Source organism: Ruminococcus sp. 1001136sp1_2201st1_G3_2201SCRN_220225 (genome assembly GCF_040924365.1).
GTDB lineage: Bacteria > Bacillota > Clostridia > Lachnospirales > Lachnospiraceae > Blautia_A > Blautia_A faecis.
In genome coordinates this window covers 24,989-47,098 of the sequence record NZ_JBCOME010000027.1, presented here as the reverse complement: position 1 = coordinate 47,098, position 22,110 = coordinate 24,989, and the positions used below count along the sequence as shown (strand labels likewise).

Annotated in this window: 10 protein-coding genes; all 10 read right to left on the bottom strand. The window is 42.8% G+C overall.

Translation table 11 applies throughout. From position 1 onward, the window contains the following. Positions 1 to 49: 49 nt before the first annotated feature. The gene (locus tag AB5642_RS10315; protein ID WP_368371587.1) at positions 50 to 5,812 is read right to left on the bottom strand and encodes a DEAD/DEAH box helicase family protein; all 5,763 of its coding nucleotides are present in this window, start codon (positions 5,810 to 5,812) and stop codon (positions 50 to 52) included. Between the two features lie 362 nt (positions 5,813 to 6,174). Then, complete coding sequence (locus AB5642_RS10310) at positions 6,175 to 6,519, bottom strand: TnpV protein (protein WP_368371583.1); 345 nt, start codon at positions 6,517 to 6,519, stop codon at positions 6,175 to 6,177. Positions 6,520 to 7,399: 880 nt separating this feature from the next. Beyond that, complete coding sequence (locus AB5642_RS10305) at positions 7,400 to 7,708, bottom strand: HrcA family transcriptional regulator (RefSeq protein WP_173702058.1); 309 nt, start codon at positions 7,706 to 7,708, stop codon at positions 7,400 to 7,402. Positions 7,709 to 7,781: 73 nt separating this feature from the next. Continuing rightward, entirely contained in the window at positions 7,782 to 8,882 is a 1,101-nt protein-coding gene (locus AB5642_RS10300; RefSeq protein ID WP_147599780.1) for a DUF5688 family protein, read from the bottom strand. Between the two features lie 6 nt (positions 8,883 to 8,888). Next, a complete protein-coding gene (locus tag AB5642_RS10295; RefSeq protein ID WP_005344203.1) occupies positions 8,889 to 9,029 on the bottom strand; it encodes a hypothetical protein in 141 nt (46 codons plus the stop codon). 82 nt (positions 9,030 to 9,111) lie between these two features. Continuing rightward, positions 9,112 to 15,441, bottom strand: a complete 6,330-nt coding sequence (locus AB5642_RS10290; RefSeq protein ID WP_368371582.1) for a SpaA isopeptide-forming pilin-related protein — start codon at positions 15,439 to 15,441, stop codon at positions 9,112 to 9,114. Positions 15,442 to 15,511: 70 nt separating this feature from the next. Continuing rightward, positions 15,512 to 17,584, bottom strand: a complete 2,073-nt coding sequence (locus tag AB5642_RS10285; RefSeq protein WP_368371581.1) for a DNA topoisomerase 3 — start codon at positions 17,582 to 17,584, stop codon at positions 15,512 to 15,514. Continuing rightward, positions 17,585 to 19,006, bottom strand: coding sequence for a CD1107 family mobile element protein (locus AB5642_RS10280; RefSeq protein WP_330613871.1), 1,422 nt, complete (start codon positions 19,004 to 19,006; stop codon positions 17,585 to 17,587). It abuts the gene before it with no gap. After that, on the bottom strand, positions 18,969 to 19,322 hold the full coding sequence (locus AB5642_RS10275; protein ID WP_368371580.1) for a DUF4315 family protein: 354 nt from the start codon (positions 19,320 to 19,322) through the stop codon (positions 18,969 to 18,971). Before AB5642_RS10275 ends, AB5642_RS10280 begins: the two co-directional genes overlap by 38 nt. Beyond that, on the bottom strand, positions 19,303 to 22,074 hold the full coding sequence (locus tag AB5642_RS10270; protein WP_368371586.1) for a CD1108 family mobile element protein: 2,772 nt from the start codon (positions 22,072 to 22,074) through the stop codon (positions 19,303 to 19,305). Before AB5642_RS10270 ends, AB5642_RS10275 begins: the two co-directional genes overlap by 20 nt. Positions 22,075 to 22,110: the final 36 nt, after the last annotated feature.

Genomic DNA, 22,110 nt, shown 5'->3' with positions numbered 1-22,110 from the left:
GGCATAACCGACAGAACCTTCTTCTACCAAATTATGCCATCTTTCCTCTTTATTCCAGACCGAAGTCCCGTTTTCTGGTTTCCTTGCCAGTTTCACTTTCCCGCTGACTCTTTTCCTTATAAATCTGCAGTTTCTCATGGATAGAACCTCGTGCCGGTCTTTCTTCTTTCTCTTTTGATTCCGACTGCTCTGTTTCTGTATCTTCCCGTTCATCCATATTGAGAAGTGCATTTAACTCTGACAGTCGCTCCAGTTTTTGGTTCAGTTCCTCTTCTTTTGGAAATGGCTTCCCGACTTCCTCTTTGGCGTTTGTCATCTGCTCCTGTACCGTTTCCAGCCGTTGTTCTGCTTCTGCCAGTTTCTCCGGATAACTTTCTAAAAGATTATTGATACGAGTGATATTTCCTAGAGCATCGGCTCCCAATCGAACTTTAGCTACCGATTCATGCTTTACAGACAGGATAAACTCTTTGCTCCAACTGTCGAATTGGATTCTCATGTTAAATCCCTGATAGCTTCCAATATCCATAGCTGCATCCACAGACTTAATTTCTTTGCAGACCGCCAGAAGAGCCGCTCCTGCCTCTTTCTTTTCTGTGAACACTTTGCCACTGATTTCCATAGAAAACTGCTCTGGATCTGTGATTTTATGCTCAGAAAAATGAGCGATGTCTTCCTTGTAGCTGTCAATTATCTCCGTCAGTTTTGCAATCTGTTGCGGAAAATTCCTTGCAATATCATCTTCCAGGCGGTACTGGTTATTCATGTGATTAGCTTTTAAAAGCTTTAATTTTGCCACATCCACATCTAATGCCATCTTCTCTTTTACTGCCGGATTTCCGGTTGCAAGTGCCTTGACCTCCGCATAAGAAAGTGCCGCTTCATCCACATCTTCACAGCTTCGCACAGGTGCTTTACTGGTCATAATCTGGGAAATGAATTTCTGCTTGTTCTCGATTAGCTGCCACATGTAGCTGTCGAATGTGGATTCTGTTACATATCGGAAAATATGAACCTTTTTATTATGATTTCCCTGACGGATAATACGTCCCTCTCTCTGTTCCAAGTCAGACGGTTTCCAGCCAATATCCAGATGATGCAGGGCAATCAGACGGTCCTGCACATTGGTTCCCGCACCCATTTTTGCTGTTGAGCCAATCAAAAAACGAACCTGCCCGGATTTTACTTTTCCAAACAGCTCCGTCTTCTTTGCTTCTGTATTTGCATCATGAATAAAAGCAATCTCTTTTTCCGGTACACCTTTCTCCATCAGTTTCTTCTTCAAGTCATCATAAACATTGAAACTGCCATCGCCTTTCGGTGTGCTCAAATCACAGAAAATCAACTGTGCTGATTTCTGTGCTGCTGTATCTTTCCAGATTTCATAGCTTTTCTCTGCACAGACTGCTATTTTACTTTCCGGATTATCTGGCAATAGTTCGTTCACTAAACGCTGATCCAGTGCTAATTTTCTTCCGTCATTGGTGATTTTCAGCATATTATCAACGGAGGCATCTACTCCACCGTTTCTAACAACTTCTGCACGTTCTCCAAGGCTTTCTACGATTTCTTTCTGTTGTTCCGTTGGTTTCAGCACCACTGTTTCATATTCCGCTTCCGGCACTGGAAGCTTTAATTGATCGGAAGTCTTGATATCTGCAATCTCCTTGAACATATTCATCAGTTCCGGGATATTATAGAATCTGGCGAATCTTGATTTTGCTCGATAACCTGTTCCTTCGGGTGCAAGCTCGATACTCGTTACAACTTCTCCAAAAGTAGAGGCCCACGAATCAAACAATCCAAGTCCCATATTTTGTAATTTGCTGTTCTGCAGATACCGCTGCATAACATATAATTCCGTCATGCTGTTGCTGATCGGTGTGCCCGTAGCAAAGGTAATGCCTTTTCCTCCGGTAATCTCATCCAGATACTGACATTTATTGAACATATCTGCCGACTTCTGTGCTTCGTTCTGTGCAATCCCGGCTACATTTCTCATTTTTGTATAAAGAAACGCATTTTTATAGCTGTGTGCTTCATCTACATACAAGTGATCCACTCCCAGTTCTTCAAACGTAACTACCTGATCTTTTTTCTCTTTCTGATTCAGTTTTTCCAGCCTTGTCTGCAGTGTCTTTCTGGTCTTTTCAATCTGTTTGACGGTATAACGCCCGCCATCCTGTTCATACCTTGCACTCTGAATTGCCATTTCCAGATCATCAATCTGCTTCCGCAACATGGCTTCCTGACGTTCATCAGAGATTGGAATACGCTCAAACTGGGAATGTCCAATGATAATAGCATCATAATTTCCCATAGCGATTCTGGCACAGAACTTCTTTCGATTTGCCGGTTCAAAATCTTTCTTCGTTGCCACCAGGATATTGGCACCCGGATATAACTGCAGGAATTCTGCACCCCACTGCTCCGTCAAATGGTTTGGAACGACAAAGAGGTTTTTCTGAGATAATCCCAGGCGTTTGCTCTCCATTGCCGCCGCTACCATTTCGTAGGTCTTCCCTGCTCCTACTACATGAGCAAGAAGCACATTCTCTCCATAAAGCTGATGTGCGACAGCGTTTTTCTGATGTGGGCGAAGTTCAATTTCCGGATTCATTCCTGGGAAAGTTAAATGACTGCCATCGTATTCACGGGGACGGATGCTGTTAAATCGTTCATTGTACACTTTTACCAGTCTCTCTCGTCTCTGCTGGTCTTTAAAAATCCAGTCCTTAAATGCTGCTTTCATGGCATCCTGCTTCTGTGATGCCAGCATGGTTTCTTTCTTATTAAGGACACGGATCTCATCACCATTTTCATTGACACTCTTATCATAGATGCGTACATCTTTCAGGTTCAGGGTATCTTCCAGAATCTTATAGGCATTTGCTCTCTCAGTTCCATACGTTGCATAGGCAAACGCATTTTGGGGACTGTCGGCATTCTTTCCTGTAATCCTCCACTCACCATTTACCTCAGAGAATTTCACCTGTATTTCTTTCTGAAGCAGATACCATGGTGTATGCAATGTTTCTTGCATAAAATCCTGATAATCCGAAGGTTCAATCCAGGTAGCTCCAATACGCACTTCAATCTCCGATGCTTCCAGATCTCTCGGCTGAACTGCCTCTAGTGCACGCACATTCGATGTGAATTCCGGATGATTCTCTGCAAAAGTTCTCGCAGTATTTAATTTATCCCTAACATTTCCGGAGAGATATTCATCTCCGCTTTCCCACTGGTCTGTCAGTGGATTTTTGAAGATAACTCCAACCAGCTCTTCTGTAATTTTCTCTTCGGTCTTTCCGGTCAGCTGTGCCATATATGGGAGATCTACTTTAGCCCTTTCATTTAAAGACAGAGCAAGTGCTTCTGTGGCTGTCTCCACACTTGTCACAGCAACCGCCTTTTTGATGGTTCGTTTGGTGAACATGTCCGCTTTCCGCTTCAATGTTCCATCTTCATTCAAGTCTTCCAGGGAACACAGCAGACAATAAGAAGAGTCATCAGAAAATGCCCGTTTATTAGCATTACTTCCAATAACTCCATACTTTGCTGTGTAGGTATCATACACCTGATTCAGTTTTTCCTGCTGTTTTTGGATTTCTTCGTCTGTGACAAATTCTTCCATCTGCATGGCGATCAGCTCACGAACGGTATCACGGATTGCAACCATGCCTTTTACACGTTCTGCAGTGGCTGCAGGCATTTTCACCTGATTCATCAAAGAGTTGACACGATAATATACCTGACCATCTACCACCGTATAGCTGTAATTTCTAACATTCGGATCAGCCGGAATACTCTCTGGCATCTCATCCAGTTCTGTTTCCACATCTACTGCCGGTACCATGCTTCCCTTAATTTGTTTCACAGCTTCTTGTAACTGTAATTCCAAATCAGCTCCTTCCAATGGAGCACAGGTTGTTTCCATACCATACGGACCGGACACTTCTTTCATCTCACCCAGAATCATTTCCGGATGCTGAACAAAATACTGATTGACCGTAATTCCATTGACATCACTATCCAGATTTATCCATTCCGGCATTTCTTTCGTAAGGCTTTCCCTCTTTTGGAAAAACAAGATATCAGCACTGACTTCTGTTCCCGCATTTGCCTTAAAAGCTGTGTTCGGCAGTCGGATTGCTCCTAGCAGATCTGCCCGCTCTGCCAGATATTTCCGTACTTCCGGTGACGCCTTATCCATAGTTCCCTTTGTTGTGATCAGTGCCGCCACACCACCTGGACGTAACTGATCTATCGTCTTGGCGAGAAAGTAATCATGGATCATGAAATTGTAGCGATCATACTGATGGTCATTGACCTTGTATGCACCAAATGGCACATTTCCAATCGCCACATCAAAAAAATCATTAGGATAATCTGTCTTCTCAAAACCTTTGATCTGAATATTGGCATCTGGATAAAGCAGCTTTGCAATTCTACCACTGATACTATCCAGTTCCACACCATAGAGTTTGGACTGGTTTAGATTCTCCGGAATCATTCCAAAGAAGTTCCCTACTCCCATAGACGGCTCCAGAATATTTCCTTTTGTAAATCCCAGATTCTCCAACACCTGATACATACTTTCAATCACAATCGGCTGTGTATAATGAGCATTTAACGTGGAAGCTCTGGCTGCAGCATATTCCTCTGGTGTAAGAACCGTCTTTAATTCCAGATATTCTGTCTCCCATGCAGCTTTTGTCTCATCAAATGCATCTGCAAGACCTCCCCAGCCGACGTACCTGGATAAGATTTCCTGTTCCTCTAGTGTAGCATTACGGTTCTCATCCTCACATTTCTTTAACAGCTGGATAGCCATAATATTGGCTCGAAATTTCTCCTTCGGTGTTCCCTGTCCAAGCTCATCATCCGTGATATGAAAATTTCCTGCCGGAACCATTTCTTCTAGCTGCTGTATTGGAGACTCCGTTTCTGCTTCCGATTCATTGAATACTGTTTCCTCTAATGATTCTGTGGTATCTTCCTGTTCCTGCACTTCATGGACTGGTTCTTCCTGCGGATTTTCCAAATCATTTTCTGAGTTAAGAGCCTGCTGTGCTTCTTCCAGATCAGCCAGACGTTGTGCTTCCTGTCTTTCCTCATACTTTTCCATTTCTTCCGGTGACAGGTAATCATCACTACGAACCAGCTGACGAACACGCTCTGCAACTTTGTTCCATTTCAATAAAACCGTCACATCCGGATTTCCGATTTTCCCTTTACTCAATCGCAAGCCTTTCGCATCGTGAGACGCATCCGACTGATAGGCTCCAATGATTCCCGGTGAGGAACCACCTGTTCCATATTCATTTTTCAGGAAATCCGCAGCTTCTTTTGTATCATGATGTTCCATGAAATATTCATAAATACGGTTACGACCACCAGCCGTAATGCCGCCTTTTCTTAATACTGCGTCAATCTCATCCTGTGTGATAAAAGAAAGTTCCGGACGTTCTACCTGCTGTTTCTGATCCCGCCAGGACATATCCCGCTGCAGGTCACGGAAACGGCTAAAAAATTTTGGATTGTTCTGAATTTCCCATTGATGATATTCCCCTGGATTTTCATCCATGTCTTTCTGCAGATATTCAAACCGCTCATAGATTTCCTGAATAGCTTCCGGTTCAAGCAAGCAATCTAGGATTATTTCCTGCCATTCCTGATAAGACAATCGCTCGTCTGGATTTCTGTTAGTATCCCGAAAATGCAATGCTAATTGAATACTTGTTCCTTCCCGTTCTTTTTCGATAGCATTATTGGAAATGCTGTTGGAAACATAATTCCCCTCCTCATACATATCCCGAATGCGGTCAGCTGCTTCCTCCCATGTAACCATACGGTCAAAATTACGTCTGGCGGAATCTCCACGGCGGATACGGATACCATCGCTGTCATACCAGATACTGATTTTCTGTCCACGGATGGTAAAACCTTTTCCACCCGTACCATACTCACTGATCAGAAATTTTCGCATTTCTTCATGATCTAATCCTTCAATCAGTTTTGCTGTAATATGAAAAAGCGTATTATTGCCTCCACTTCCGGTACGAAGAATATCATTTACAATATCATCTGAAATCAAAAAAGCGGCTGGCTGTGTAAGTGCAGCTGCCGCTTTCCTTATTTCCCCTAACTGTTCCTCTTCTGTTGGGAACAGGCTTAACTGTAAATAATCTCCTGAATCACCAGTTCCTCTGCCTGTGCTTTGATCTGGTTCATGTGTCTGGTCCACGCCATTGTGTCTGTCATCTTGTCCGGTGCTGGATCTTTCTCCAGAAGTTCGTTCATCAGGTTGTCTATTCTCTGTCTTGCCTGACTGTCGATCTCCATCAGATGACTGTCCAGACGGTTCTGCAGTGTGAGAATGTTGAACCTTGCTACCTTGTGATTTCTCAGATACTCTTTCCTCATCATTCCATATTTCCCGATCGTTCCTCTCGTCTCTTCCAGGCTGATATCTGGAATCTGATACTCTCCGTTCTGGCTGTAAGTGATCTCTCTCATTGACAATTTCCTCCTTATTTTCATCTTTATTGCTAACATTCTTTTTGATGCTTTCACGAATTAACGTGTTAAACTCATTATAGACTACTTCTTTTTCTTTTGCAACCGTTTTCAGGTCATTTTCCAGATCATTCAATACATACCGTCCAATCTGCATCAGGACTGGTCTGCTGATCTCGTTGACTGCACTTCCCAGATGTCCTAATACTTTCAGCTGATTGAAGTCCGTAATATGCCGAAAATCCTCTGCATCCAGATATTCCTGTGCATCCAGCCCACATCGGTTTAGTAATACATACCAGACACTATTGGTCATCAGTTCCCGGAATTCTACTTCCTGATTCTGTTCGTCCAGTTCTTCCAAAAATGTCCCTGTTACATCCAGTCTCAGTTCTTCCAATGCATCTGGAAGCCATTCCTGCATACTCTCCTTCGCTGCCTGATGCAGACTTTCAGCAAGTCCTCCTTCTATATCTTCCAGTGATAACTGCTCCTGCAGATAATCTGCCACCAGCTGTTCTCCTTCCACCGGAAGATTCCATAACTGAGGATCCTTTCCAAGATTCCGCACTTTATAAGTGTCCTGCACATCAAATACATAACGAAGTTTTGTTTTCGGTCCGGAAGTATTGTCAATCAAGGCAATCCCCTTAGATCCCTTTTTGATCCAGCGGTACATCTTCTGATTCCAGATTTCCATGGATGCTACGGCAGTTGCTTCCGGCCGCTGTGCATAAATTAAAAGCTGTTCTGGAAAAGTGTATTTGTACAGTCTGGATGCCGTGTTTAGGAACCGCATCCATTCCTGCGGACTGGCAGCTACATCTTTTGCCACCTCTTCCGTCAGCTGTTCCATTGCATATAATTTATTTGCCATGTGCTACTCCTTTTCTTCCTCCCATTTTTCTTCTACAACATCAGCAATCCGTTCCATTGCCCTTGTCATAGAAGGAAAATTACTGCTGTTATTTGCTTTTCCAATCTGATCAATAAGAAATTCCGGCACATCTGCAAGTGCTCCGGCAATCATAGCCTTTACCCGGATGTCCTCCAGCATAAGAAGCTCTTTTACACCAAACTCTTCGCCAAATACATCCTGATATCTCCGCAAGTCATCCAAAAGATATTCCGGCTTTAAATCTCTATCCATTTCCTTTCGTTTGTCATCACCATATAAACACCAATCCATATTCTTTTCTCCTCCTACTATATAAAAGTGAGGACTGCTCAACACAGTCCCCTTAAATTATCGTTATTTCTCGTTATAATACTGTGGCAAGGTCTTTCGCCTTATCCTTTGGGATTGTATCTGCCCCTTTTGCCTTGATCTCTGCCTTGGCTTTTTCCAGCTTTCCATGGATTCCACCTTTTGCTTCGGTTTTTGCGGTTACTTTTTCTGCTTCTTTCGCTTTCTCCAGACGTGTTTCCCTGCGTTCCGCATTTTCCATGACTGCTGTCTTTCCATCACAGAACTGAACCTTATCTGAAAGCTGTTCCTGTCTTTCTACCTGCGTCTCATTGACTTCTTTTACCATGGCATTTAATTCTGGTACTTCAAGCATCCCATTATCCGGAAGAATCAGCACCTCATGAATTGAAGATGGAAGAACAAAATAATCACTGCCAAGACACTCGCCAATCTGCTTACGAATATCTTCCTGCAATAACAGTGAAGCACCATTCATTTTTTGTGTATTTGTCAGACAGAACATTGGATTTTCGATTGCTTCAATATCCAGTTTTTCATGCAGAAGATTTTCCGGCTCTCCACCGAAAATCATAGATTTTACCATTTCATTCATGTCCATCAGAACAACACCACGATTCTGGTCTGCCGCCATTGCGTCTGTCTGAATCTGTTCGGCAGATACTCCCCATTCATTCATCAGCGAAATAGTTACCGGAATACTGCCGATTCCATTTTCATTTTCTTTCAAATTTACTGCATAATAAGCATCGAAATCTCCGTGTTCTGTAACCACTTTATCTGCCAGGCGTTCTTCATTCCATTCTCGGTCACAGATTCTCACCTGCAATTTATCCTTCATTTTCTCATAATCGAAAATATCAGGTACTCCCATGTCAATAAATTCTGCTTTATCCTGTGCCTCAATACGCATATCGGCTACATCACCCACACAGGAATCGGCATCTTTTCCATTTACATATTTCTGATAAAGAGAATCCAGATATACCGTTGGCACTGTTCTCTGGTTCCCTTTTGGAATGGTAATTCCTGTCAGCTTTAACCCATTATTCTTAACTACTTCCTGCAGTTTAATTTCTGCGTCCTTGTACGACTCTGGCAGATACTCCTTTACATTGTCTTTGACATATTCATAAAATTCTTTTCTGTTCATCATACGCTTTTACCCCTTTCTGATCATGTGATGGTTCATTCTTTTTCTGCTGACCATCTGCTCGGCTTTCTTCTGATAAGCCATCATTCTCTTTAAAGTTTTCTCCTGGTTTTTTCGTGCTTCCTGTCTTTTTTCCATTGCTTTCATCATAGTTTTCTGTTCCTTTCTGTGATTTTTTTGTATGAAAAAGGGAGCCTCACATAGAAGCTCCCAATCATAACCGTTGGTTTCCTTATTTGTTTTTCCTTTTTCTGCAGATATAAAGTCCTGCCATACCTCCTGTGGAGATTACCAGAAGCAGAATCGGCAGCCAAATATTCGTGCTGTCACCTGTTTTTGGTGCATTTGATACTTTTGTCTCTTCATGGGACTGTGGTGTATCCGGTGTGTTCGGTGTTTCTGGAACTTCCGGTTTCTCATTTGTCAGATTAAAAGTGACTTCTACAACCGGCGTACTGTCATCTGCATAGGCGAATGTCACTTCATGCTTGGTCTGATCCAGTGTGTATCCGTCCAGTGTTTTTGTTTCCACCAGATAATACTTGATAGCGGTATCATATTTGCCATTCTTAAATGTGGCAATCTCATACAGCTTGCTTTCTGCATGACCGGCAGCATCTGTCTTTAAGGTTTCCAGAACTTTTCCTTTGCTGTCACGGAGTTCAAATTCTACCCCTTTCAGTGGTTCTCCTGACGATTTATCTGTCTTATTGAGAATCAATTTTCCCTTAGCAGTATCATCTTTCATAACCACTTTTTGGATTTCTCCGGTATCTTTCACCTCAAATGTCACATCAGCAGTCATAAGATATCCTTTCGGTGCCTGCTCTTCACGTAAGGTATATTTACCGATTGGCAGTTTTTCGATATAGTGTGCTTTCTCTGTGGAAGTCCAGCTCTCTACTACCTGATCATCCTTATCGAGAATCGTCAGTTTCGCACCTGGAATCTCAGTTTCTCCTGTGATATCAGTCTTACTGATCTCTACTTTTGTCACATCATCTTTCATCTCATGCTTCTGAACCTCTGCTGTATTCTCTACTGTGAAAGTAATACTTTCTGCAGTGACATATCCATCTGCCGGTTTTGTCTCTGTCATGGTGTATTTCTTACCAACAACCAGTTCTTTGATCACATGGGATTCTTCCGTAGAAGTCCATTCATCTACTGTATTGCCATCTGAATCCGTTATTTTCAGGTGTGCACCTGGAAGTTCTTTACCTGTTGTCAGGTCTGTTTTGGACAGCTCCACTGTGGTTGGCTGATTTTCAAAAGTAAAGTCATAGCTTACTTCTGCCTGGTCTTCTCCGGCATATTCAAAGGTAAATTCCTGTACTTCTTCTGTTGTAACAAATCCGTCCGGCGCAAAGATTTCTTTCACATAGTATTTTCCATCTACCGGAAGATCTGCCGTAAAAGTAATCTGTCCTTTTTCATCCGTTACTCGCTGCTCGATCAGACTGTCTTTCTCAAGGAGTACCTCGCCCTTTGCATTTTTGATATCTTCACTGGTATAAAGACCGAAGACACCACCTGCAAGGACACGGTCTGTATCTTTTTCTTTCTTCACAACCGTAACCTTTACTTTCTGACGGGCATTCTGCCATTTCTCATCATAAGTAATGACTGGTGTGTCCTGATCACGGTAGGAAAGATCAACATATCTCGGCTCTCCGTCCAGCACATAACCATGGGCAGTTTTTACTTCCTTCACATAGTACTTGCCAGCCGGTAGATCTCCCATCTGTGCAATACCATTGGAATCCGTAGTAATGGTTCCTACTTTTTCATCTGCTTTGAAATAATCTTCACTGACACCATCTGCCGCTTTGATATCTTCCGCAGCAAATACATCGAAAGTTACATCTGTAAGACTTCCAATTACATATTCAAAGAGATGCTCCACAGTACCTTTTACATTGTCCAGAAGTGTCACTTTATCCAAAAACTCTCCATTTTTGTTGATAATCAGAAGTCCTGTCGGTACTTCATCTTTCATCTCTACTTTCTGAATCTCTGCGGTATCTTCCAGCGTGAACTTCACATCCGTTGCTTTCAGATAACCATAAGGTGCCATTTCCTCACGAAGGGTGTATTCCTCTCCAACTGTCAGTCGTTTGATCACATGTGGCTGATCTTTTACAGAAATCCACTGATCCACAACATTTCCTTCTTTATCAAGAACGGTGAGTTTTGCCCCATCCAGTTCCACACCTGTTGTTACATCAGATTTTGTGATTTCTACTGTTGTCGGCTGGTTCTTTTTCACTGTTTTCATTTTTACTGTCTTCACATCCTGTCCCTGGTAAGAAGCATCCAGATTCAAAATTTCATCAGAGGATACAAATCCCGCCGGTGCTTTTAACTCTTTCACATAATACTGTCCAAGTGGCAGATCCAGCGTACATGCTGCAAGACCATCATTATCAGAAGTCATTTTCTGTAAGAGTGTATCTGCTTTCACAATCACTTTTCCATCTGCCTTGATATCCTCTTTGTTATAGATACCAAAGACAGCCCCTGCTACGGTTGCACCATTTTCTGCATCCTGTTTTTCTACCTGGATCGCAATTTTCTGTCGGTCATCACCAACAGTCACTTCCTGTTCGATCACAGGTGTATCCTGATTGGCATAGACAAATGCGACTTCTGATCTGTCATGGTTCAGAACGAATCCTTCCGGTGCAGTCTTTTCTACCACATAGTAAGAACCAAGCGGCAGATTCTCTGCAACTGCTTTTCCATTTTCCCCGGTCGTAACAGTTGTTACCAGTGCATCCTTCGCATAGATCAGCTGCCTGTTTCCGTTTTCATCTTTCTGATAATCCGGTGTATAGATATTTTCAGCTGCATAGACATTAAATTCCGCACCCTTCAGGTATCTTTCTTCATAAACAAAATCCTTTTTAAATCCGGTCAGCATCTCACCTTTTTTATAGATTGTCAGCTTTCCTTTTACTGGATGGTTCTCATAATCTACCGTAATAATGGCATCTCCGCTCTCAGAATCCATCTGGTATGCTGTGTTTGCATCCACTGCAATCTCTACATAGTTCTTGTTGATTGTGTACCCTTCCGGTGCATTGACTTCCTCAATCCGGTAATGTCCGATTTTCAGATTCTTCGGCATGATCAGATATCCCTGACTGTCGGTAAAATAGGACTTGTGAGTGGTTGTCACTGGGTAAGTTGTTACCTGTTCCACGTACTTTTTGTTGTCAAGGTCGTACACTTTAAATTCTGTTCCTGCAATCAGGACGGATTTTTTTGTTTCATCGTCTTTTTTCACGATTTTCAGTTTTGCCTTAAACTCTTCATCCAGAAGCACACGCCAGATCTGCGGCTCATTTGGATGATGCTCTGTGATATTCACTTCAAAATCATCGACTGGCTTGTAGTTGTGCGGTGTTGTAGTTTCACGCACGATATAGCTTCCAAATGGTAATGGAATACTGCAGGCATATCCTTTTTTATCTGTAAAAATCTCAGTTGCTCCATTTTCGCCACTCACTACAGGTTTGGCAGAATCAAAATCATAACTTCCATCTGCTTTCTTTGTAAGGGAAGTTTTCAGATAAACTGTAAATCCAGCTCCGGATAACAGATCTGCATCTGTCTTTCCATTGTTGGCTGCTTTGATGATCTGGAATGGTTGCTTGATGACCTGCTCACTGGAAGTACACTCTCTTTTTACTTCTGCTGTCATATCTCCTTCATAACTGCACGTAAGATCATGCTCTTCTGCATCTGCCAGGTATCCGGTCGGCGGAGTAATCTCTTTGAAATAATATTTGCCAAGATATAAGCCATTTACAGAAGCCTGTCCTTTGTCATCTGTTGTAAGAGAAGCTACCTGCTCTCCTGCTTTATAAATAGTTCCCGTTGCTCCATCCGGGTGCACAATATCTTCACGGGCATACAGTCCATAAACTGCACCTTTCAGTGTGGCATCTCCCTGCGGTACTGCTTTTCCTGTCTCTTTATCCACCTTATAAAGATTGATCTTTGCTGTCACACGGTCATTGCTGAAGGTATGGGCAAAAGATACGGTTGCTTCTTTATCATTGGTGTAAGAAAACTTGAACGTATACACATCTTCTGTATTTCTTACATAACCTTCCGGTGCCTGATCTTCCTTTACAGAATAGGAATATCCAATCGGAAGATCTGCTGTGAATTTTGCAGTTCCATCTACGCCAGTAGTTGCTTTCTCAATCAGCGTTCCTTTTTTCACAACAACGGTTCCGTCTGCATTTCTGATATCATCGGATGCATACAGAGCAAAAATACCGTCTTTCAGTGGTTTCCTGGTGTCTTTATCCTGTTTTACTACAGAAACAGCTGCTTTCTGTCTCTCGTTGTTAAAAGTCACATCTGCAAATACAACTTCTTTATTCTGTCCGGCATAAGTCAGAGTCACTGACTTTTCTTCATTGCCGTTATAGAAATTGTCTGGTGCTTTTGCTTCTTTTACCACATAGGTTCCAAGATGCAGGTTCTTCAGTGTAACAGAACCATTCTCTCCGGTAGTCAGGTTCTCTTTTACCAGATCACCTTTGCTGTACACTTTTGTGCCATAAGCAGTAACGATATCCGCTCCGGCATACACGTTATAAACAGCATTTTTCTGTCTACGGTTTTCATACTGAAATACAGTTCCGCTCTCACTGACCTCTGCTCCTGTCAGAACCTGTCCTTCTTTATAAATGGTAAGTTCTGCCAGCTGTTCCTTGTTTTCCACGGTCACAGCCGAGATCTTACTTGCTACCAGTTTCACATTTGTTGCCGTTGCGTTTACCACATATCCCTGTGGTGCTGTGATCTCTTTCAGATAAACGGTATCCTGTGTCTTAATGATCGTAACAGAGGATTTTCCATTTTTATCTGTTGCCGGCATCTGAGTGATCAGCTTTGTACAAGCCTCATCACTGTATACACCAAACACTGCACCTGCAAGATTAACATCCGCTGTATCGTCTTTCTTTACGATTTCGATCGTAGCCTGCTCAATCCAGGTTACTTTGAAGTCAATATATTTTTCATCTGTTACACCTTCACCAAATACCAACGCAAGATCCTGCGTATCAGATCCGGTGGTGATTTTATAAGCAGAGTAATCTTTTGTAATACTTCCCTTCATTGTAGAAGACCAGCTCTGTGCCACGTCACTCACCTGTGTCAGTGGTGCAGAAAGATAAAATTCTGTTCCTCCGCAAATCTCTACACTTGCACCGGCTTTACTTGTTGTGCCTGTACTCAGATTATGAAGTTTCACACCAGACGGAAGCTTCATCGTAATTGTCTGTAGCTTATCTGCTTTGAATGTAATATCTTTAGTTCTCTGTGAATTGCCATCCACATAAGCTTTTACATCTGCATCAGAAAATGACATTGCTACATCCGGTATTTCCGGCTGTGAAACACAATAATTATACAATTTCATTGCTAAATTCTTGGCTGTACTATTCGCTCCGGAAAAAGCATCGCCACTTCCATTAGCATACGAAGCCGCCAGATGGACAAGAATGAATTTTGCTCCAGCACTAAGATTTCCATAACCATTCTCTTCTGTAAAAAATCCTTCATCTCCTGCTGCCTTGGTTCCGTAATAACATACCTTAGCTAATGTTTTTCCATCTCCGACTTTACTAATGGTATAATTACCTGTTCCTGGTCCCGGTTTTGATGGCTGTACACAGTAAGCAGTCGCAGATACATTTCCAAACTGAACCGTATACTGATAGGTCAGATAAGAACCATAACCATAATCTGCATAACGATACAGTGTTCCTCTGGTAACAGATACTTTCTGTACACTTCTTGCACTTGTCTTTGCCATAAAAGTGACTGTTTCACCAGCTTCCATGGCATATAAATCAATTCCTTCTTCTTCCGCCTGCTCCATTGCATCCGATACTGTAAGACCTGTTTCCGGATCTGTTGTATTTTCAGTATCTTCTTCCATGTCCGGTAATAGTTCGCTTGCCTGAGAATCAAATTCTTCGAGCTCGCTTTCCGTCACTTCCTCTGTTGGAAGCAATTCCGAGTCTGCTTCGGAATCCTCCGCTTCCTCTGCCTGCTGTTCACTGCCAACTGTTTCGGATTCAATCACTGCTTCACTCCCTGCCGCCTCTGTCTGTACTTCTGTTTCTTTCTCACGCACAATCAGGTTTCGGCTGATCTGGTACTTCGGATGCTCCTGATTTACCGGTTCCACATAATAGACCGCTTTGTAAGTGTCCGCATGATCTGTCGTAAAATCCTCATTCTTATCATTCTTTGCTTCCTCAAATGTGACTTTGACCTTGTTATCATCCTTGATTTCCAGTCCTGTAAAGTCTGATTTCACATCAAATACACTGCCTGTTTCAATTTCATAATCTTTGGCAGTCACCACCTCATCTTCATCCAGAAGGTCTTTCACTTCTTCATAAAGTGGAGGTATTTCCTCTGGCTGGATCTCCGCTGCATATGCAGTCATCGGAGACAACACTGCACTAAGCATTGTCATGCCTGCCAGCAAGCCAGATACTACTTTTCTAAAATTACCTTTTTTCTTCATGCTAAGGTCCTCTCTTTCATATTACTTGTATTAAAAACAGACAGTCCTTAGACTGCCTGCAATACACTACTTATCGTTGTGGAAAAATCAGATTAAACTGTACATTTCCCTCACCGGGATCAACCATTTCCACAGTTGCTTCATACTGTCTCCCTGTTTTTCTTGATACCAGATCCTTATAATGGATTCTTCCTTTGGACAGAAATTTCTTTGCTGTCGCCTTATCCATCTTTTTCCCTTGGCTTGCAAGGAATTTGTCATTCTTCCATAAGGTAAAAGCACAATTCCGGTCAGAACAGTAAAAGTTTACTTTCCCTTCCCTGACATCTGCTCCACAGCGGGGACATTTGCCAATGACTTCTCCTTTTGCTTTTCTCTGAAACTGATCTTTCTTTTCTTCTGAAATACCCTGATATCTGGCAACCAGTTCCTGCATCAGCTCTGTAATCCCATTTAGAAATTCATCTGCTGTCTCTGTATTCTGAGCGATGTGGTTTAATGCCATCTCCCATTCTGCGGTCATCTTCGGAGATTTTATCTCGTCAGGAAGAACCGTAATCAGCACATTTCCATCATCTGTCGGCACCAGATTTTTCTTTTCCCTTTTCACAAAGCCAGACTGAATCAGTTTTTCAATGATTGCTGCCCTTGTTGCCGGTGTGCCAAGTCCTTTCTTTTCCGTATCTTCGGTCAGTTCTTCATTTCCTGCACGTTCCATTGCAGAAAGCAGGGTATCTTCTGTGTACTGTTTCGGTGGCTGTGTAAAATGCTCCGATACAAAAGAATCACAGGGACCATAATGCTTGCCTGCCCAGATATCCAGTTCCGGCTCTTCTTTCTCACTCTTTACGCCAAAGAACTGTTTTAATTTATTTTCGATCACCTTGAATCCTTCCTGCTTTGTTTTCTTTGCTGTGAGATAAAACGTATGATAATTACAGGTGATCTGGCATTTATGGCTTTCATAAATATAAAGATCTGCAGTTGCTGTCAGTACCCTGGCACTGATCAGATACAAAATCTTGCGGCTTCGTTCTTTCAGTTCACCAATATCTGCCTTTGCTACTTCCATGGTTGGGATAATCGCATGGTGATCGGATACTTTCTTTGAATTTAATACCTTACTCACGTCCGGTTGATATCCCAGACCTTCGGCATATGACATTTTTCCAAGTAACATCTGAATCAGAGTTTCTGTGCTTTCTCCCATCTCATCTGTCAGATACTGGCTGTCTGTTCTCGGATAAGTGACAAGCTTCTGCTCATACATCTCCTGCACGGCATCCAGTGTCTGCTGTGCGGTATAACCAAACATTCTGTTTGCTTCCCTCTGCAGGGTTGTCAGATCATAGAGTTTTGGAGGGCGGACCGTTTTCTCTTTCACATCATCCTTTTCCACTTCGCACATCCGCTCTAAGCAGTCCTCAGCCACTTTATCTGCATCTTCTTTTTTCTGAAAATGCTCTGTTACCGCATCCATATCGTCAAACTTGATATGAGCCATATAATATTTCTCTTTGGTAAATTCCTTGATCTTCTGATTTCGATCCACGATCATAGCAAGTGTTGGTGTCTGTACTCTTCCAACTTTCAGATTCTGGTTATACAGAACGGAAAAAAGACGGCTCGCATTGATTCCCACCAGCCAGTCTGCCTTTGCCCTGCAAAGTGCTGACTGATAGAGACTGTCATAACACGAACCGTCTTTTAATGACGCAAATCCATCTTTAATTGCCTGTTCTTCCATAGAAGAGATCCAAAGCCGCTTCATCGGCTTTTTGCATCCTGCCTGCTCATACACCAAACGAAAGATTAACTCTCCTTCACGTCCTGCATCAGTAGCACAGATCACCTCATCTACTTGGGAATCTCTCATCAGTTTCTTTAAGATTCCAAACTGCTTCTTTGTACCCTCCAAAATCTTGTGTTTCCAACATTCCGGCACAATCGGCAGATCTTCATATCTCCATTTTTTATATTTTTCATCGTATTCCGATGCATCGCATAATCCAACCAGATGTCCTACGCACCAGGAAACGATATAACCGTTTCCCTCCACGTAGCCATCTTTTCTTGTTCTGGCTCCAAGCACGGAAGCCAGTGCCATCGCAACCGATGGCTTTTCTGCAATCACTAATTTCATTTACTCCTGCTCCTCTTCTTCATCTTCCAGCACATTATCGTCAAAATCTTCATCTCTCAGGATTTCCGGTTCTGTACTTTCTTCCTGCTCATCTGCATCGTCTACTTCCCGTTTTTCTGACTCTGAATCTTCGGATTCATCTTCATCCTCTTCCATCTCATCCTCGTCATCATATTCATGCTTTGGTTTATAGACTTTGAAGTAATATCCTCCTGCCGCAGCTCCGACTGCAACCAGTGCAATCAAAAGATACGTTCCAAATGGACTTTTATCTTCAGGCATCTGAATATCATCCTCTACCTTATCTTTCTCGGCTGACTCTGTCGTTTCCGGCTTTTCTTCCTCTGCTTTTTTCTCTGGTTCTGCATAAACCGTATCTACTTCCGGAAGTGTCACCGAATCAGAAAGTGTAAAGTTCATCAGATCTTTTTCACTGACTTCTGTAAGAAAATACACATTATCCTGAGATTTTGAATTGTCAATAATCAGATAGAAAATCTTACCACTCTTAGTCGAAATGGTATAAAACTCTTTTGTGCCTTCCGTAGCTGTTTTGGTAACAGAATCTGCTGTCTCGCCTTCTTTATTAAGCTGTTCCTCAATACCTGTTACTGTCCGATCATCCACGGTTCCTTTTGCATCTGTTGGCTCAGAAGCCTGTGCATCCTGTGGAAGTGGTGAAGTCGTTGTTTTCTCAGTCCCAGTTGCATCTGCACTGGTCGTAGTTGCCATTGCACCATTACTTTCACTGGAAGTTTTCTGTTTCTCTGCCTGCTTCTTTGCCCATTCATAATAAGGATTCTGCAGTACATATTTCTCAGAAGTATTTCCGGCACCATCCGTTACCGTGATTTCAATCTGTTTTGTTGTAAAATCTTTCTGTGTCAGTTGCACTCTCAGCATTCCATCCTTCAGATCTGTATAAGTGGTGCCATTAACTGTTACTGCAGTAATCCCGGATACTGTATCATTCCCCTGAATCGTCAGCACACCATCTGTCAGGGAAGCAGAGAGTGTCGGCTTTTCCGTGTCATAACACTTAATAGAGCGATTCTGCTCATAGACCTTCCCCTCACCATCTGTCACACGCACGTATACCGTCTGGTTTCCAGTAATCGTGATACTTCCGCTTCCGGTTACATCCTGCCAACTTCCATCTTTTCCAGCTTTTGCTTCAATCTTTGCTATCGAGAAACCTTCCGGCATATGACTGGCATCTACCGTAACAGTAATGGTTGTTTCTCCCTGTTTCCAGCCATCCGGTTTCTCAATCGTGATTGCAGGTGTGGTATTTTCAGCTGCATAAGCAATCTGTGTCTGGAGCAAAGGTGTTGTCAGGCAAAGAAATGTCGTTGCTGCAAGCAATCCTTTTTTCACGCTATTTTTAGATTTCTTCTGTTTCATCTTCTCTAAATTCATCATCAAACCTTGTTTCCTCCTTCTGTATTTCTACCCTGCCGGGCAGTTCATTTTTCATTCTCTTTTTGAAAGCTTCCAGCTCTGGAATACTCATATCCATTGCACGGATAATTTTTACAATTTCCAGATTTTCCGCTTCTGTTTTTGCAATCTCCGCAGCCTTGAACCGCTTTAAGTCTGCTTCATATCTGGCTTTGGATGCTTCCATTTTTTCCTTGGCTTTCTCATAATCTGCCGTTGCTTTTTCAAGACTTTTCATCTCTTCTCCTTTCCGGGCGGCTGTTACACCGCCCTTTTCTTTACCATCGCCCGAATCCATAAAAATGGCTCTGCCAGTATGGAGAGCTGATGGACGTATACTGAACCGGATGCCCACAATGGATCATCTGACCATTGCCCACATAGATTCCGATATGCGTTACTGGTTCTCCTGCATCGTAGGTTCCTGTAAAGAAGATCAGATCTCCCGGCTGTGCATCTGACTGTGATACAGGTGTACAAATGTTGTACAATCCCTGTGCTGTCAACCTTCCGGTGTTTCTAACCCCAGAATGAACCAGGCAGTAACTTACAAATCCAGAACAGTCAAATCCACTAGGAGAGTATCCGCCCCATACATACGGTGTCCCAAGATATCTCGCTGCTTCATTTAACAAACGCTGTGCTGCCTCACTGGTATATTCATTGCTGCCAAAGCCTGCCCCTTCTCCTGTTTCCAGATAAAAGATCGGGTTTAACCGCTCTCCATTTTTCAGAAGTTCAATGTGAAGATGGCTTCCTGTAGAATTTCCAGTATTTCCTACAAGACCTATCTCATCACCTTTCGTGACGGATGCTCCTGCAGATACACTCCGGCTGCTTAAATGTGCATACCGCAGTTCATAGCCTTTACTGTCCTTGATCACAACATAATTGCCATAGCTGTCGTTATAATCAGAAGTTGTAACTGTTCCGGTCAGCCCAGCCATTACTTTTGTCCCTTCCGGTGCTCCGATATCCATACCATTGTGTAACTGATTTGCTCCTGAAATTGGATGAATCCGATATCCATAATAGCTGGTCACACTGGAATACCAGTTAAAATCAACCGGTGTCGCAAACATCTGTAAATTACCTTTCGTATCGTTATAGGCACTGAACAGTTCTTTCTGGAAGAATCCAAGCCTATCCTGACAAATAGACATTAGGTTTCCACTGGTCAATGTTACATTCAGCGTGTCCACATCTCTGGTTCTGGTCACTTCGACTTCATTGCTTCCGTTATCATCTGCAAGATAACATTCCCATGTCTGATGTCCATGTGCAGATGCTGCCGCATGATTATCATAATAGACATCAAACTGTACACCGTATCTTGCGAAAGCTCCGGTATCTTCTACGGTATATTCGACACCATTCATAACTACTTTTGTTCCCATTGGTACAAACGGATTGGAAGCATCTACCGCTAAGGTATGATTGGCAGTCGGATATGCTCCGCTGGCAGTTGGACCACCGCTCCAAACACCACAACAGATTGGACAGTTACAATATCCACTTGTAACAACTTGTCCCAAAGATTCTCCCACCCTCACCGTTGCTGTCTCCGTCACGGTTTCATTCACTGCTTCCGTAGTCAGATGATATTGCTCTGCAAACAAAGCATCCAGCTCCGGCTTGACCTGTTCAAAAGTAAATTCTTCATACTTTGCAGACAGATAACTGATCAGGATAAACGGATCATGCTCAATAGGTCCGATATCATATCGGTATTCCTCATGTCCCGGTTCTTCAGATTCCATGTTGTTGATCCGCTCTTGCAGATTAGCTTCCAGCTGTGTGTAATACAGTTCCGCTTCCCGGATTGCCTGATCCGATGACAGATAACTGGTTCCGGTATAAGTGATCACATTTTGTAAAAACACTGCAGAGCAAGACGTGACATTCGTTATGATCAGAAACATCAAGCCGATCAGAACTACTACACTGATATACACCTTCCGGTTTTCTTTAAAAAAGTTGGTGACTTTGCCGCCAATCTTCTTGATATAATCAATCGTACCTTTTGTAGCTGTTCCTACTGTCTGTTCACTTCGCTTCGCTTTGGCATAATCCCGTTTGATCTGTTGCTTCTGAATCTGTTTTTTCAGTTTCTTCTGCTCCTGACGGGCTGCCGCCTGTGTCTGTTTCTCTGCCTGTCTTTCAAGTCTGCTTCTTTTTCTGAATGCCCTCTGTTTCCTGCGTCTGGCACTTCTCTGTTCCAGCCAGTAAACACCTTCGCCGCTTTCTTCTAACTTATGAGCACCTTCTACCGCCGCATTATCGTCTTCATTTTTGCTGATCTCACGGTGCAATGCTACGGAAGTTGCACTTCCTGCTTTCTTGACAACAGAAGCTTTTTCTGTTTTCACAGATTCCCCTTCGCCAAACTTCAGGCGGGATTTCTTCTTTCCAGGAGCTTCCCCTTCATTTGCCCGATAGACCTGTGCCTTCTTGGAATGCTGCTTAGCTTCCTTTTTCTTTTTGGCTTCCTCATAAGAAAACTTTTTGGCTTTTTCCTTCTGTTTTTGATGGCGGAAATTGACTCCATCCGTATCCATCTGGTTCAATTTCTCCATATCTTTGTCATTTTTCACAGAAGCACCAGTTTCCTCATAAGCAAACTTCAAACGCTGCTTTTGTTTTGGCTTTTTGCTTCCACCTGTCTGATTTCTCCGGCCGTCTCCTCTGTTTTCTGATAGATCAGCACGTTTTTCTTTCAGTCTCCCTGACTGTCCGGCTTCAGATTTTTCTGCAAGTCTGGATTCTTTTCCGACTTCAGCACGAATCCTTTTCCGGTTTTGCTGCTTTCTATTTTGTCCAAAATCCTCACTTTGCTTCTCTGTCCGTATCAGTTCCGGTGCATCTCTGGATTTTTGCACAGAGGGACGAATATTTTTCCCACTCCGTTCAGACTGGCGGGGAGACTTATCCACAAGGTTTTCTTCTTTTTCCCCCTGTTTTCTTCCCATCTGCACATCACTGGCACGGTTACTGACACGAACAGAAGATTTATCTGTCAGGTTTTCTTCCACCAGACCATCCTTGGTCATCTTTTGGACTTTCTTGTCCCTGACTTTCATTCTCTG